Source organism: Pseudoalteromonas sp. Z1A6 (assembly GCF_011378745.1).
In the GTDB taxonomy this organism is placed as follows: Bacteria; Pseudomonadota; Gammaproteobacteria; order Enterobacterales; family Alteromonadaceae; genus Pseudoalteromonas; species Pseudoalteromonas arctica.
Genome location: NZ_WTKW01000077.1, coordinates 1 through 14342 on the forward strand (window position 1 = coordinate 1; position 14342 = coordinate 14342).

Genomic DNA, 14342 nt, shown 5'->3' on the forward strand with positions numbered 1-14342 from the left:
GCTCAAAGGAGCGCGGTTAAAAAGGGAGTGTTCTAACTAATTAGACTAGTCGTTAAAACTTGTATTCCATACCTAAGCCTACGTAATCTTGGTCAACATTGTTGTCCATGTCAAAGCTTGAGTAAAAACCAAATACTTTAATGTTTTTATTTAATTTGTGATCAAGACCAACTGAAATTGCTGACTTATCGTCGCTGTCGTCAAAGTCCATATCTTGGTATTGCACTTTAAATGTGTTGCTACCCATGCTGTAAGCAGCATTTAGCAAGTAACCATCCGCTTCTGCGCTGCCATCTACTGCTTCTTGTGTTTGGTACATTGCACCCAATTTAAAGTTTTCGATTTTACCTTGGATTGATGCACGCACTACGTCGTAGCCATTTACTTCACTATCGGCTGCAATAGAGGCGTATACCGCGCTCTTTTTAAGAGCCACGTCACCGTATGTCACCGCCATTGAATAACCGTTATCAGCGTCTACATCGTCTTCAGCTACAAAAGTAGCAAGTACTTTAAAGCCTTCGTATGAGTTTGATGAGTAGCTAACTGTGTTTCCTAAGCGGTTTTCACCTTTAAATACATTTTTAATATCGCCTTCAAGGTCGTTAAATAAATCTAACTTACCTTGAGATTGCTTAAGCGCAGTATCGTTACGACCAATTACAACCTGACCAAACGCACCTTTTAAACCAACGTATTGGTTACGCGCAGAAATATTGTCGTCGTTATCGCCTTTTGAATCAGCATCAGACACATCAACTTGAAACTCAAACTTATATACCGCTTCTAAACTATCATTTATTTTTTCAGAACCTTTAACACCAAGACGAGATGCATTACTTTTTATCTCGGTAAAAGACCCTTCGCCATCATCAGATGATTGCACTGTTACATTCGCTTTACCGTAAATGTCTACGTCGGCAAGTGCATTAAAAGATAAACCACTTAATAGTGCTAAGCATAAGCTCGATTTTACAAATTTCATGTTATTTCCTTGGATAATCACAAAAGACTAATTTTCAAAACTGCTGCATTTTGTCATTCCTAAATGACAGTAATATTACAATAGAAATATTACTGTCTTTTTTTGTTAATAAAAATGCATTAAATATGAAATCAAAATAACATGAAAGCCTAGTAGATGGTCGTACTTACTTACCTTGCTTTAATGACAAGCTTGGCGTCATTTGCGAAAGTAAATTAACTAAGGTTTCTATTAGCTCTTTTTGCTCGTTGTCTCTGTGATACGCAATAAATACGTCTCTTGAGGTGTTTTCTACCCCTTTAACATGAAACAACTCACCTTTTTCTAAATGCCCTTCAACCAATACTTGAGGTATAAATGCACTACCACCACATTGCAGTATTAAATCAAGTGCAATACGTCCCGTGCTGGTTCTAAAGTAAGGTGGCGTTTTTCCTGTAAACTGACGCGCATGCCAAAGAGAAAAAGTAGTTCCCCAATCCACATACACATATTGATTATCAAAAAAGTTTTCGTTCGTTGCGGTGTCGTATCCGCTTACTGGAATGATTGGCAACTCACAAATACGCTCTACTACGAGTTCATCTACTTTTGGTGGATCAAATAATATTGCCAAATCGAGAGTACGCTCTAATAAAAGTCGAGTGCTCTCTTGTTGTGCTTTAACTTCTGCAACTAACGACACGCCCGGCATCGCCGATACAATATTTGTTATACCAAACTGTAAAAAAGCATCCCAAATATTAGGCGTTCCTGCTAAGCTAATTTGCTTATGCATATTGTCGGCAAGTGCAACATCGACTTTGGCCCGCTGCATGCCCGTAATAATCATTTGTGCGTGCGGTAATAAGCGCTCGCCAGGTGCTGTAAGTTGAATATTATTACGCTGGCGAATAAACAAATTAACACCAAGCCCTTGCTCTAATTGGCGAATTCTAAAGCTCACTGCAGACTGCGTAATATAAAGGTTTTCGGCCGCTTTACCAAAGTGACGCGTACGCACTACCTCAACGAATGTTTTTAATAAATCGATATCCAATTTTTTATCCTCACGATAAAAATAATTTGTTTAATAAATTGCCAAACTTGCATCATACTCCAGCTAATTAATAGGGTATGAGGATAAAGCTATGAGCAATAACATTTCATTACTACGCCAAGCATTTGTTAGCCAACGTCAATTTTATGATGATCAGAATTTTCCACGTGGTTTTAGCCGCAGCGGAAACTTCACCTTATTAGAAGCCAGTATATTAGAACAACACGGTGTTGTTTTAAGAGGCTTATACAGTAAAACAATTGAGCCGCAAAACGAACATCAAGAACAGTTTGTAGCAGTAGTCACTGGCTCACAAGAACCTACTAACCCAATCGAACGTGCTTGGGTAAAATACTTAAAGCTAACGACCTGTAAAACTAAGTTTCATACTTTATTTGGCCGCTCAAAAATGTCAGGACCGGCACCGATTAGCCAAGAGTATTATTCAGAAGCGGATAATCTGTAAGTACTTAAGTTATTTGCTTTTTTGCGTTTTAACAGTTACAACTTGTATAAGCAAATATTTTTGCAAAATATAAACAGGGTTGTTCCGTGACGCGAAAAATACTAATAGTTGAAGATACACCTGCAATGGCGCGAGTGCAAAAGCACATCGCGCTTAAAGCAGGCTATGAAGTTGATATAGCAGAGTCATTAGCACAAACAAAAGAGCTTATAAGTAAAAATAGCTACTTTTGCGCTGTAGTTGACTTTATATTACCTGATGCCCCATCAGGTGAAGCAGTACCCTGCACTGTTAATGCTGATATCCCAACTATTGTAATGACGGGTAATATTGATAAAAAAACCCGCGACACCGTCGAAAAATACCCAATCATCGATTACATCATTAAAGAAAACAAACAAGCTTACCAATACCTAGAAAAACAATTACACCGCTTACCTCGCAATGAAAATGTAAAAGTACTCGTTGTTGATGATTCTAAATCGACTCGACGATACATTTGCAGCTTGTTAGTTCGTCACAAATATCAAATTATTGAAGCACAAGACGGACAAGAAGCATTAAAAATGCTCGAAAGTTCACCCGACATTTCAGTCATCATTACTGATAACGAAATGCCAAACATGAATGGTGATGAGTTATGTAGCGAAATTCGCCGCTTATATAGCAATGACGAAAAAGCCATTATTGGTATTTCGGGCTCTGACTCTGTAGGGCTTTCTAGTTTATTTTTAAAAAATGGCGCAAACGATTATTTACATAAACCTTTTAATAGTGAAGAGTTTTACTGCAGGCTTAGCCAAAACGTCGATATGCTAGAACAAATAGCCACAATTAAACGCCAAGCCAACACCGATTACCTAACTAATCTACCTAATCGTCGTTACTTTTTTGAAGAAACAAACAAATCACTCAAAAAGATTAAAAATAAGCAAGGTTCAGGAGCGCTAGCCATGCTTGATATTGACCATTTTAAAATAATTAATGACACTCACGGGCATGATGTAGGCGACGAAGTATTAAAAGGGCTCTCCATTTGCTTTAGCAAATATTTTAAAAAGTATTTAGTGGCCCGCTTAGGTGGCGAAGAGTTTGCCGTTTACTTTGCAAATGCGGATAAACAAGAAGCGCTAAAAAGACTTGAAGGTTTTAGGTACTTTATAGAGGCGAATAGCCAAGAGTTTAGTAAAGAAAAAATCAAATTTACTATATCTATTGGTTTTGCAGATGGACCTGTTTATCAAATTGATGAATTATTAAAACAGGCCGATTTAAAGCTTTACGACGCTAAAGAATCTGGTCGTAATAAAGTAGTTAGCTAACAGCTCTATTAGGTTAATTATACTTCAGCGGCTGTAATAGCCGCTTTTTTACGTTTGCGTGATTGATTGTAAGAATCCCAACTAAAAATAGCTAGCGCACTCCAAATACATGCAAACGTTACTAATCTCTCAGCGTCAAACACTTCACCGTAAAACACCACTGCCAATATAAACATTAGGCTTGGCCCAATATACTGAAAAAAGCCTAATGTAGTGTATTGCAAACGCTTAGCGGCGCCGGTAAAACACAGCAATGGTAATGTAGTTACAATACCTGCACTAATCAGTAATGCATTAGTATGCCAATCGTTAGCTGGCAGGCTTGATGTTGTTGTAGGCACCATTAACCACCAATAAATGAGTGCAACAGGCAGTAATATAAGTGCTTCGAGTAAAATGCCAGGCAAGGCTTCAACGGGTAGTTTTTTACGTAACAACCCATAAAGTGCAAATGATATAGCTAATGAAAATGCCACTACCGGAAACGAGCCAAAACTAATTAGCTGCAGCACAACACCGGTAAAGGCCAGTGCCACTGCTACACCTTGAAACTTACGCAGGCGTTCACCTAAAAAGAGCATACCCAGTAATACATTTAAAAGAGGGTTTATGTAATAGCCCAAACTCGCATCAAGCATATGGTTATTATTTATAGCCCATATAAATAAACCCCAGTTAAACCCTAGTAATGTTGAGGTAATAACAAGCATAAGCAAAAGCTTAGGCTGAACAATAATGCGTTTAACTTTATCCCAATACTTTAAAACACTTACTACTAGTACTAAAAATACAACCGACCAAACAACCCGATGCATTAAAATTTCAAAGGCAGAAACATGCTGAATCAACTTAAAATATATTGGCGCAAGGCCCCACATAAAAAAAGCAAGACAAGCAAAAATAGCACCTTTACGCTGCTCAGTATCAATCGACATAATAAACACTTAGTGATTTAAAAGGCCGCTAGTTTACTTCCCATACACGTTTTATCCAACTAAATACGTGCCTGTCCCAAAAGCAATTTGAACAGACTGTTCATTATGTAATTCCATTCGACAAACACACACTTTATTACCTGAGCGAATAAGTGTGGCACTCGCTGTAAAGCTCTCTCCTTTACCAGGGCGCAAATAATCAGTGCGCAAGTCGATAGTCCCAAGCGTGGCTAATTTTGTTTGCACACTTCCTATATCTAAATCGGTGAGCTTATCAATCACGCTTGCTGCCGCGAGCATACCGCCTACATTATCAAGTACGGCTGAAATAACACCACCGTGCAGTATTTTTTGCGCAGGGTTACCAATGAGTACATCCTGCCACGGAAACGTAATTTTGGCCTGTTCAGGGCTCAACGACTCAACCGATATTTGTAAAAACTGGTTAAACGGCATGCCATTTACAAATAATGCACCCACTTGTTCAATTAACATTTCTTTATTCATTATTATTCTCCATGCTTAAACTGGTACGATGAGTAAAGCATAACTTAAGCAAAACTACGAGGTTCTAGTTAAATCATTTACTTAGCAACCTAACTTTAAGGAAGCAGATCTATCTTAATAAGCGGTTTCAACACTACCAGAGTTTAATTTACTTACAATAGAGTTGAGGTTAATACCAATTAGCTTAATTAAGTGATCTATCTGAAGGTAAGAAAATAGTGTCTATAACAAGGCAAAAAACTCGTTATTTAGTTGTTCTATATCAGAAATTTTTAACGCAGCGAGCGTCAGATTTGATCCCTCAAATTGATTAAGTAGTATTGCGGATTGGTATAAGTAACTCAGCTAAAGACATCTCACTAAAAAACCACTAAAATACCCGCCAATGAATACATCAACACCACCTTCTAGCACCCTTGTGCGTAAACCCGAAACTGTCCTCAAACAAGTGTTTGGCTACAGTGAATTTCGCGACGGCCAAAAAACAGTTATTGATGCTGCTATTAACGGCCAAGACTCGCTTGTATTGCTCCCTACTGGCGGCGGAAAATCGGTTTGCTATCAAATACCCGCTTTAGTGCTTGAAGGCGTCACTATTGTTATATCTCCGCTCATATCGCTAATGCAAGATCAGGTAAGTCAACTTCAAGCACTTGGGGTTAAAGCCGCTTACGTAAATAACAGCTTAGCGCGAGAAGAGCAGCAATTGGTGTATCAACAGCTTCATCAGGGGCAAATTAAGCTTTTATATGTGGCACCTGAAAAAGTATTACAACGCGAATTTTTAGAGCGTTTATCGCATTTAAATGTAAGCTTATTTGCCATTGACGAAGCGCATTGTGTGTCGCATTGGGGTCACGATTTTAGGCCTCATTACTTTCGCTTAAACGAATTAAAGCAACGTTTTGCACATGTACCCATGATGGCGCTCACTGCAACTGCCGATAAAGCCACCCGTTTTGATATAGTTGAGCAACTAAAACTACAACAGCCTTATATTCATACTGGCAGCTTTGATCGCCCCAATATTCGCTACACCATAGAAGAAAAATTTAAACCTATGGTGCAACTGCTTCGCTACTTAAAAGAGCAAAAAAGCCAAAGCGGTATTATTTATTGCACCAGCCGTAAACGCGTAGACGATATTGCTGAAAAAATTGCAGATGCAGGGCTAAACGCTGCCGCTTACCATGCAGGTATGAGTAACGAGCAACGACAATTTGTACAAACTGGTTTTGCCCGTGACGATATACAAATAGTGGTCGCAACCGTTGCTTTTGGTATGGGGATTAATAAACCCAATGTACGTTTTGTACTGCATTACGATATTCCAAAAAGTATCGAGTCGTACTATCAAGAAACGGGGCGTGCTGGGCGAGATGGACTTGCCGCAGAAGCCATAATGTATTTTGACCCAGCTGATATTGGCCGTGTAAGACGCTTTTTTGAAGACATAGACGACGAGCAACGCCGCCGTGTAGAAGAACAACGCTTTAACGCAATGGCAAGCTTTGCCGAAGCACAAACGTGTCGCCGCCAAATTTTGCTTAACTACTTTAGTGAATATCAACGCGAACCCTGCGGCAACTGCGATATTTGCTTAAATCCGCCAAAAAGCTTTGATGGTACATTGGTTGCCCAACAAGCGCTTTCTTGTGTGTATAGAGCTGACCAGCGCTTTGGTCTTGGGTACATTGTTGAATTACTACGTGGTGCAAATACTAGCCGCATACGCGATAACAATCATCATGAGCTAAGCACTTACGGCATAGGTAAAGATAAAAGCAGTGAATTTTGGCTTAGTATTTTACGCCAGCTTATTCATCAAGGCTTACTTAGCCAAGATATAACGCAAGGTGCGTCACTTAGGTTAACCGAAGCCGCGCGTGCAATTTTAAAAGGTGAGTACGCACTGCAATTAGCCGAGCCACGCCTGCAAGCCAAACACGTTTATCAAGATAAGTTAGCGCAATTTAATTACGACAAAAAACTGTTTGCTCGCCTGCGCGCACTACGTAAAGAACTTGCTGATGCCGATGATGTACCACCTTATGTGGTATTTAATGATAAAACGCTAGCAGAAATGGCGCAGCTTATGCCAACAAACGACAGCGAATTTTTAAAAGTGTCGGGTGTGGGTTTTACTAAGTTAAATAAATACGGCGGCGAATTTTTAACTGCAATTCGCAATTACCTAGCTACAAATTAAGAATGTTATGACCCAAATAGAATATGACCACGCCCATAAATACATTTTAATTACGCCAGTCGAGCCTCCACACGATGAGGACTTTGAACTGTGGAGCACACTCTTTTTACACTCGGACGATGTAACACTCAATGAGTATTCTGCAGGCGCCGATCGCCATCAAGTCCGCTTTACCTATAATCAGCAGACCTTTAATTTAAACTATGAGCATTACAGCCAAAGTATTTGGATTAATGCCGAAGGCCATGAAGCTGAGCACTTATTAGCCGCTTTAGCATTTTATTTAAGTTAGCTTTTAATACCCCGCCCACAGGCGGTTCTAAACCAGGTTGGTTATTAACATAAGTGAATATGAGTAACAATTAATTAGTTTCAAAATACATACCTTTTACTTACATTATAATAACAATGATGTAAGCTGATATTACGATAGTCATTTGCTACGTAGCAGTAAAGAGGTTTAATGGTGAACAAGAAATGGATAGCACAATGTTGTATTAGCTTAACGGTTTTAAGCTTTTATGTGCCTAATGCATTCGCACAACAATCTTCAACGAAAACTGATAACTGCCTTGTAGAACAGACAGATTTAAGCACAAATAAAAACTTACGCCGAGAAGTTCAAGACAAAACAACCCTCACGCACAGTAATAGTAACGCTAAAATAGCCTCAATAAAGCTCAAGCAACTTAATGTATTTAATACTGAGCTTGAAGAGGAAAATAATGCCCTATTCCGATTTGCTAACCGCGCTCATATTCAAACAGAGCCCGATGTCATTAATAACCTTTTATTATTCTCCCCTGGTGACAAGTACGATGCTAAAAAGCTTGCCGAGTCTGAGCGCTTACTTCGTAAAGAAAGTTACTTATATGATGCACAAATTAGTGCAATCGAAAACTGCGACGGTGACGTTAATGTAGAAGTGGTTACCCGTGATTTGTGGACACTTTTACCAGAGGTAAACTTTAGCCGTAGCGGCGGAGAAAATAAATCGAGTATAGGTTTTAGAGAGTCAAACTTACTTGGTTGGGGAAAGCGCCTTTCGTTGTCACGCACGACCGACAGCGATCGTAGCGGTTATTTATTTGTTTACGACGATCCTAATATTTTATCTACTCGCTACCGCGGTCGATTAGAATACGCGGATAACAGCGACGGTAAGCGCCATTTGCTTGAGCTAACCTATCCATTTTACGCGATAGACACCCCTTTTAGTTACGGTATTTTAAGCTATTCTGAGCAGCGCGAAGAGTCGCTATATAAACGCGGCGAAGAGTTTAGTGAATTTGATCAAACTACCGATTTAAACCGTGCATTTATCGGACACTCTAAAGCGCTTAATAATAATTGGACCCAACGCTTAACCTTAGGTTATACCGACGAGCAGCATACCTTTGAAGCTATAGACACTACATTTGCACCACTTGCCGATGACAGAAGTTTAAGTTATCCCTTTATAAGCGGCCATTGGTTTGAAGATAACTACATAAAAGTACGCAATTTTGACAGTATATCTCGCACTGAGGATTTAAACTTAGGTTGGAATATTAAAAGCTTAATTGGCTATTCAGACGAATCATTAAGTAATGACGACAGCCGCGCGGTGTATTCTTTTAACTTTAAAAAAGCCCACTTTACTAACGATAATACCTTATGGCGTTTTAGTGCTGATATTGATGGCTATTGGAATAAAGAACAGAAAAAACTCGAAAACTTTATGGCCACTAGCCAAGTACAATATTATTTAAATACCAGTGAAGACCAATCTTGGTATGTTAAAGCCCGGGTGCAATACGCCAAAAACCTTACTGCTGATCAACAGCTTACTTTAGGCGGCGAAACAGGCCTGCGTGGTTACCCTATGGATTATCAACATGGCGACCGCAGCTTTTTAGTTAATCTAGAAAAGCGCTATTACTGGGAGTACGATTTACTACAACTATTTAAAGTGGGTGGCGCAGCTTTTGTAGATGTGGGCAGAGCATGGTTTAACGATAAAGATAATGGTGAAAACGCACATGTATTAAAAAATATAGGCGTGGGTCTTCGTTTAGCACCGAGTCGTGCAAATTCAGGAACCATGATCCACATTGATATTGCAGCCCCAGTTGATAGCTACGATGACGTAGACTCAGTCCAGTGGCTAGTGAGCGTTAAAAATACTTTTTAAATAATACAAACGCGTTAAACTAATACCAATTGCATTAAATTAAATTGGTATAAAAGTTCAGGGTCTAATGTGGAAATAATAGAAGTTTTAGAATTGTTTGCATCACAATATAAGTTAATTGTAACTATAATCGCTATTTTGGTTTTCCCTCTGCTATTAAAAATAACCAAAAAATTACTCGAAAAAGCAATTAAAGGGAAAGTTGATTTACACCGAAAATATCGTGCAGAGCTCTTACTAAAAATTATACTCGCCTTTGTCGTGCTGTGTTTGGTTTTAGTATTTTGGGGTATAGAGCTGCGTGGTTTATTGGTTTTAGGCTCTTCTTTATTTGCCATGTTAGGGGTAGCACTTTTTGCCGCTTGGTCATTATTGAGTAACCTCACCGCATTTTTACTAATGTTTATTCAAAACGATTGCCGTGTTGGCTATTGGGTACGAATTATTGATGGTGCGAATCATATTGAAGGGCGCATTGTTGAAATGGGCTTAATGAATGTAGTACTTGAGCATATTGATGGGCACCGTGTAATTTACCCTAATAATTTATTTGTGACACGCCCTGTAATGGTTTTAAATAAAGAACCAAAGCCAACAAAAGCTCCCGTTATAAAACGTATTATTGGCCCTAAAAAACATAGTTAAAAAAGTAATAGTCACAAAAAAGCCGCAGAAGATAATTACCTTCTGCGGCTTTTTTAATGCTTAACTAACCACAATTAAGACTAGGGCGTGTTGATCTTTGATGGTTGAATTTGCAGCAGTATGTTTGGTTTTTAGGTAAGACAGAGCCTATGAAGTGTGGTTACTCCCCATAAATAGGCGATAACGCAGCATAAATGCCAAACATGCGCTGCCCTTCGGGTTCTGCCTAGGGGCGATAAACTCTTTGTTACTCGGTTTTTACTTAGCCCACTAGGTTACAAACCTCGCGCCGCGATTTAATCGCCCCTAGATTGAACAAATTTCAATCCGAAAAGTTCAACACGCCCTAGCTATTAGTTATTTAGTTCAGCTGTTTTAAGCTCGTCATCTAAATCGTTTATCTCATCAATAAAGTTCTCTAGTTGCTGCTCTACTAAACTATTGTCATTTGCAAAGTAAGCAAGGTGGAATACCGCATCACCTTCATTTACCAATGGCATAGTTTGCTGACCAATAACAATACCGCCTTTAGGCGCTAAAAGCTCAAGCTCAGAGTCACCTAGTGGGCTACTAATATAAGCAAGTACTTGCCCTTTAGTTACATGCTCCCCTAGTGATACTTGTGCACGCACAATGCCATCAACTTCGGCACGTATCCAACTAGTTGAACCTGCAATAATAGGATCTGGTAACTTTTTAGGACGCTTGCCACGGATCATTTTTAAATGACGCATAACATAATCAACACCCTGTACACCGGCCGCAATTGCGATTGGATCAAAACGCAGTGCTTCACCAGCTTCATAGGTTATAACCGGGATACCTAGGTTTGCAGCTTCACTTCGTAATGAGCCATTACGCAATGATGCATTTATAACTGCTGGCGTGCCGAATGCTTTAGCCATTTCCGCGGTTGCTTCATCAGCTAAGTTAGCGCGAATTTGCGGTAAGTTAGTTCGATGAATAGCGCCAGTATGTAAATCAATAATGTGGGTACAATGTATTGCCACTTGATTAAAAAACATATAAGCCATACGCCCAGCAAGTGAGCCACGCTCAGAACCTGGGAAGCTACGATTCATATCGCGTCTGTCTGGTAAGTAACGCGATTTATGAATAAAGCCAAACACATTCACAATAGGCACAGCGATTATTGTACCGCGCAGTTGGCTTGGGTCTATTTTAGCAATTAATTGACGCACAACTTCTACGCCATTTAGCTCATCACCATGAATAGCCGCACACACCATAAGCACAGGACCTTCCATTACACCGTTAACCACTTCAATAGGAATATTAAGTGGTGAATGGGTATAAAGTTTAGCTGCCTCTAAGGCAAGTGTTTTACGCTCGCCTACGCCTACACTCTCTCCTAATAAGGAAAAAGGACGGTTAATTTTAACCTTTGCCACGTGTTGCTGTTCCTTTACTTGAAGCATTTTTTTCGATGAAATCAATCACCATGCCTGCAATGTCTTTACCTGTTGCTATTTCAATGCCCTCTAAACCTGGTGATGAGTTTACTTCCATCACAAGTGGTCCACGAGATGAGCGAAGTAAATCAACTCCCGCTACGTTCAAGCCCATTGATTTAGCCGCCGCTACTGCCGTTTTACGTTCTTCTGGAGTAATACGAACTAATGTAGCACTACCGCCACGGTGAAGATTAGAGCGGAACTCACCTTCTTGTGCTTGGCGCTTCATTGCTGCTATTACTTTATCGCCTAATACGAAACAACGTATATCGGCACCACCCGCTTCTTTAATGTATTCCTGAACCATAATATTAGCTTTTAAGCCCATAAATGCTTCAATAACGCTTTCTGCCGCTTTGCGTGTTTCAGCAAGTACAACACCAATGCCTTGTGTGCCTTCAAGTAATTTAATTACAACAGGTGCACCGCCTACCATTTCTAGTAAGTCTTTTACATCATCTGGTTTGCTAGCAAAACCTGTTACTGGCATACCAACGCCTTTGCGCGAAAGTAACTGAAGTGAGCGTAATTTATCGCGCGAACGAGAAATAGCGACTGATTCATTTACAGGGTAAACACCCATCATTTCAAACTGACGAAGTACCGAACAGCCATAAAATGTAACCGATGCACCAATACGCGGGACGATTGCGTCAAATTCTTTTAAGTTTTCACCGCGATAGTGAATTTCTGGTTGCTCAGAGTTTATATTCATATAACAGCGCAATGCATCAATCACTTTAACTTCGTGACCGCGTGCCTCTGCCGCCTCAATTAAGCGACGCGTTGAATATAATTTTCTGTTGCGAGATAAAATACCGATTTTCATAGTTAAACCTTACGACCTAATAGTTGAGATAAAGCCGGGTCAACGACTATACGATTTTCCATGGCTGTACGCCCTAATAACATTCTAAACTTCATTGTTGCACGGCTTGTTAAAGTAAGCTCGATAGGCCAGCTATGCTCGCCTGCATGCAATGTAGTTTCTATAAAGTAACGTAACTCTTTTTGCCCACTTGAGCTGGTTACGTACTTCATTTTTTTAACTTTTGCATTGCAAGTGACTTGCGTTTGTTCATCATCTTGCAGTGGCTGGGCCGTAAATTTAACCCATTTTTCTGAGTCAACTTCGTATTCTTCAATGTTAATTGCATGAATACATGAAGTGCGAGCGCCAGTATCAATTTTTGCTTTTATCTCGTTAATACCAAGCCCAGGTAAACTTAACCACTCACGCCAACCAACTGTGATCTTTGCTGTCATAAATGTGCCCTTAATAAAAAAGTGACTTATACGCTACAGGTAAAAAAACACCAACGAAATAAATTTATCTAGTCGATTAGTAAATTAAATTGATCTTTTTAAACAACTGGTCACACAATGCACGCCTTGCTGAATAGTACTTTATGCCACTTTACTCAGCCCAAAGGCTCTGCATATATTTTGCTATTTAAGCTTAACTTATTAAAAATAAAGGTAAGTTTAAAATACTTAAGTAGATACACTATAGTTAACGGTATTAAAAATACACTATTATGAGAAATAATTATGATTAATGGTTTACTACATGCACTTGTACTTGATGGACAAGGCGGCGCTCGCCCTATTGAAAGCACTAATGAGCTAAATAGCTGGCAACCAAGCCACGGAAAACTTTGGGTGCACATGGACTATAGCCAAAGCGAGGCTGTTGAATGGCTCAAGGCACAACCTCATTTAAACGACTACGAATTAGAGTCCTTAATTGCTGATGAAACACGCCCGCGTATTACATCAACGACTAACGGACATATGTTATTTTTACGTGGTGTAAATTTAAATCCAGCACAAAGCCCTGAAGACATGGTTTCAATTCGTTTATTTATTAGCGAAGACATTCTTATTACTACCCGCAAACGTCGTTTATTATCGGTGCAAGATACGATCGCTTGTTTAAATGAAAATAAAGGCCCATGCAATATTTCTGAGCTAGTATGCTCTATTACACAAAAACTAACTTCTCGCATGCAAAGCGTTATTGACTCACTAGATGAAACACTCGACGAGTTTGAAGAAGAAATAGATGAACCAAGTAAAAAGTTTGATAACCAAGGTTTATCACAGTTGCGCCGTCAAACAATTGCCTTAAAGCGTTATTTAAAACCGCAAAAAGAAGCCCTTAGCTCAATGGTAAATAATCACTACCCGTGGCTGTTAGATGACGATAAAGCAAAATTAAACGAAACAACAAACTTACTTATTCGTTATTTAGAGGAGCTTGATAGCTCTATTGAACGTGCGCAAATCATTCAGCAAACAATCACTAACCAAGTGTCTGAGCAATTAAATCAGCGTATGTATGTAATGTCGGTTGTAGCTGCATTGTTTTTACCTTTAGGCTTTTTAACCGGCCTGTTAGGCGTAAACGTAGGAGGTATTCCGGGTACCGAGAGCCCCTATGCGTTTAGTGCGTTTGTTATATTTTTGATTGTACTTACTGGCGGTATTGGTGTGTATTTTAAAAATAAAAAATGGTTATAGATTAAGTTTATACATTTAAAAAGCATTAAAAAAGCATTAAAAAAGCATTAAAAAAGCCACTCA

The 14342-nt window shown here is 39.3% G+C and carries 14 protein-coding genes; 7 read left to right on the top strand and 7 right to left on the bottom strand.

The genetic code is table 11. The features are described 5' to 3' along the window. Nucleotides 1–52: 52 nt before the first annotated feature. Together GQR46_RS07065 and GQR46_RS07070 are read right to left on the bottom strand one after the other, a co-directional pair. Nucleotides 53–985: a porin gene (locus GQR46_RS07065; protein WP_165740538.1), complete on the bottom strand. Its 933-nt coding sequence runs from the start codon at nt 983–985 to the stop codon at nt 53–55. A gap of 166 nt (nt 986–1151) precedes the next feature. Further along, complete coding sequence (locus GQR46_RS07070; RefSeq protein WP_010553277.1) at nt 1152–2024, bottom strand: LysR family transcriptional regulator; 873 nt, start codon at nt 2022–2024, stop codon at nt 1152–1154. A 91-nt stretch (nt 2025–2115) separates the two neighbouring features. Between GQR46_RS07070 and GQR46_RS07075 the strand changes: the two genes are divergently transcribed. Beyond that, complete coding sequence (locus tag GQR46_RS07075) at nt 2116–2490, top strand: DUF413 domain-containing protein (protein WP_007583734.1); 375 nt, start codon at nt 2116–2118, stop codon at nt 2488–2490. 86 nt (nt 2491–2576) lie between these two features. Next, a complete protein-coding gene (locus tag GQR46_RS07080; RefSeq protein WP_024592846.1) occupies nt 2577–3812 on the top strand; it encodes a response regulator in 1236 nt (411 codons plus the stop codon). A gap of 17 nt (nt 3813–3829) precedes the next feature. Here the strand turns inward: GQR46_RS07080 and rarD are convergent, their stop codons facing one another. Together rarD and GQR46_RS07090 are read right to left on the bottom strand one after the other, a co-directional pair. Continuing rightward, entirely contained in the window at nt 3830–4747 is a 918-nt protein-coding gene (gene rarD, locus GQR46_RS07085; RefSeq protein WP_165740539.1) for an EamA family transporter RarD, read from the bottom strand. 51 nt (nt 4748–4798) lie between these two features. Continuing rightward, the gene (locus GQR46_RS07090) at nt 4799–5254 is read right to left on the bottom strand and encodes a thioesterase family protein (protein WP_007583728.1); all 456 of its coding nucleotides are present in this window, start codon (nt 5252–5254) and stop codon (nt 4799–4801) included. 385 nt (nt 5255–5639) lie between these two features. Between GQR46_RS07090 and recQ the strand changes: the two genes are divergently transcribed. From recQ to GQR46_RS07110, 4 genes are all read left to right on the top strand, one after another. Beyond that, nucleotides 5640–7463, top strand: a complete 1824-nt coding sequence (gene recQ / locus GQR46_RS07095; protein ID WP_010553279.1) for a DNA helicase RecQ — start codon at nt 5640–5642, stop codon at nt 7461–7463. 7 nt (nt 7464–7470) lie between these two features. After that, nucleotides 7471–7755: a DUF3630 family protein gene (locus GQR46_RS07100; protein ID WP_007583724.1), complete on the top strand. Its 285-nt coding sequence runs from the start codon at nt 7471–7473 to the stop codon at nt 7753–7755. Nucleotides 7756–7926: 171 nt separating this feature from the next. Then, nucleotides 7927–9636: a BamA/TamA family outer membrane protein gene (locus tag GQR46_RS07105; protein WP_024609055.1), complete on the top strand. Its 1710-nt coding sequence runs from the start codon at nt 7927–7929 to the stop codon at nt 9634–9636. A 69-nt stretch (nt 9637–9705) separates the two neighbouring features. Continuing rightward, nucleotides 9706–10281 carry a mechanosensitive ion channel domain-containing protein gene (locus GQR46_RS07110; RefSeq protein ID WP_010553281.1) on the top strand — a complete coding sequence of 192 codons (576 nt, stop codon included), beginning with the start codon at nt 9706–9708 and terminating at the stop codon, nt 10279–10281. A 353-nt stretch (nt 10282–10634) separates the two neighbouring features. On the opposite strand, the gene GQR46_RS07115 is transcribed toward GQR46_RS07110, so the two are convergent. Genes GQR46_RS07115 through GQR46_RS07125 form a run of 3 tightly spaced genes read right to left on the bottom strand, consistent with a single transcriptional unit; the run spans nt 10635 to nt 13022 of the window. Beyond that, a complete protein-coding gene (locus tag GQR46_RS07115; protein WP_165740540.1) occupies nt 10635–11693 on the bottom strand; it encodes a succinylglutamate desuccinylase/aspartoacylase family protein in 1059 nt (352 codons plus the stop codon). Continuing rightward, on the bottom strand, nt 11680–12585 hold the full coding sequence (gene rimK / locus GQR46_RS07120) for a 30S ribosomal protein S6--L-glutamate ligase (protein ID WP_002961977.1): 906 nt from the start codon (nt 12583–12585) through the stop codon (nt 11680–11682). The genes GQR46_RS07115 and rimK overlap by 14 nt, the downstream gene beginning before the upstream one ends. A 2-nt stretch (nt 12586–12587) precedes the next feature. Then, nucleotides 12588–13022, bottom strand: coding sequence for an ATP-dependent zinc protease (locus GQR46_RS07125; RefSeq protein ID WP_007585784.1), 435 nt, complete (start codon nt 13020–13022; stop codon nt 12588–12590). A 285-nt stretch (nt 13023–13307) separates the two neighbouring features. On the opposite strand from GQR46_RS07125, the gene GQR46_RS07130 reads away from it, so the two are divergent. After that, the gene (locus tag GQR46_RS07130; RefSeq protein ID WP_165740541.1) at nt 13308–14279 is read left to right on the top strand and encodes a zinc transporter ZntB; all 972 of its coding nucleotides are present in this window, start codon (nt 13308–13310) and stop codon (nt 14277–14279) included. Nucleotides 14280–14342 lie beyond the last annotated feature (63 nt).

Bases quoted from the DNA above. Each gene is read 5' to 3' on its own strand.
- GQR46_RS07090 (WP_007583728.1), bottom strand. From the start codon at position 5,254: ATGAATAAAGAAATGTTAATTGAACAAGTGGGTGCATTATTTGTAAAT.
- rarD (WP_165740539.1), bottom strand. From the start codon at position 4,747: ATGTCGATTGATACTGAGCAGCGTAAAGGTGCTATTTTTGCTTGTCTT.
- recQ (WP_010553279.1), top strand. From the start codon at position 5,640: ATGAATACATCAACACCACCTTCTAGCACCCTTGTGCGTAAACCCGAA.
- GQR46_RS07125 (WP_007585784.1), bottom strand. From the start codon at position 13,022: ATGACAGCAAAGATCACAGTTGGTTGGCGTGAGTGGTTAAGTTTACCT.
- GQR46_RS07100 (WP_007583724.1), top strand. From the start codon at position 7,471: ATGACCCAAATAGAATATGACCACGCCCATAAATACATTTTAATTACG.
- GQR46_RS07130 (WP_165740541.1), top strand. From the start codon at position 13,308: ATGATTAATGGTTTACTACATGCACTTGTACTTGATGGACAAGGCGGC.
- GQR46_RS07105 (WP_024609055.1), top strand. From the start codon at position 7,927: ATGGTGAACAAGAAATGGATAGCACAATGTTGTATTAGCTTAACGGTT.
- GQR46_RS07075 (WP_007583734.1), top strand. From the start codon at position 2,116: ATGAGCAATAACATTTCATTACTACGCCAAGCATTTGTTAGCCAACGT.
- GQR46_RS07065 (WP_165740538.1), bottom strand. From the start codon at position 985: ATGAAATTTGTAAAATCGAGCTTATGCTTAGCACTATTAAGTGGTTTA.
- rimK (WP_002961977.1), bottom strand. From the start codon at position 12,585: ATGAAAATCGGTATTTTATCTCGCAACAGAAAATTATATTCAACGCGT.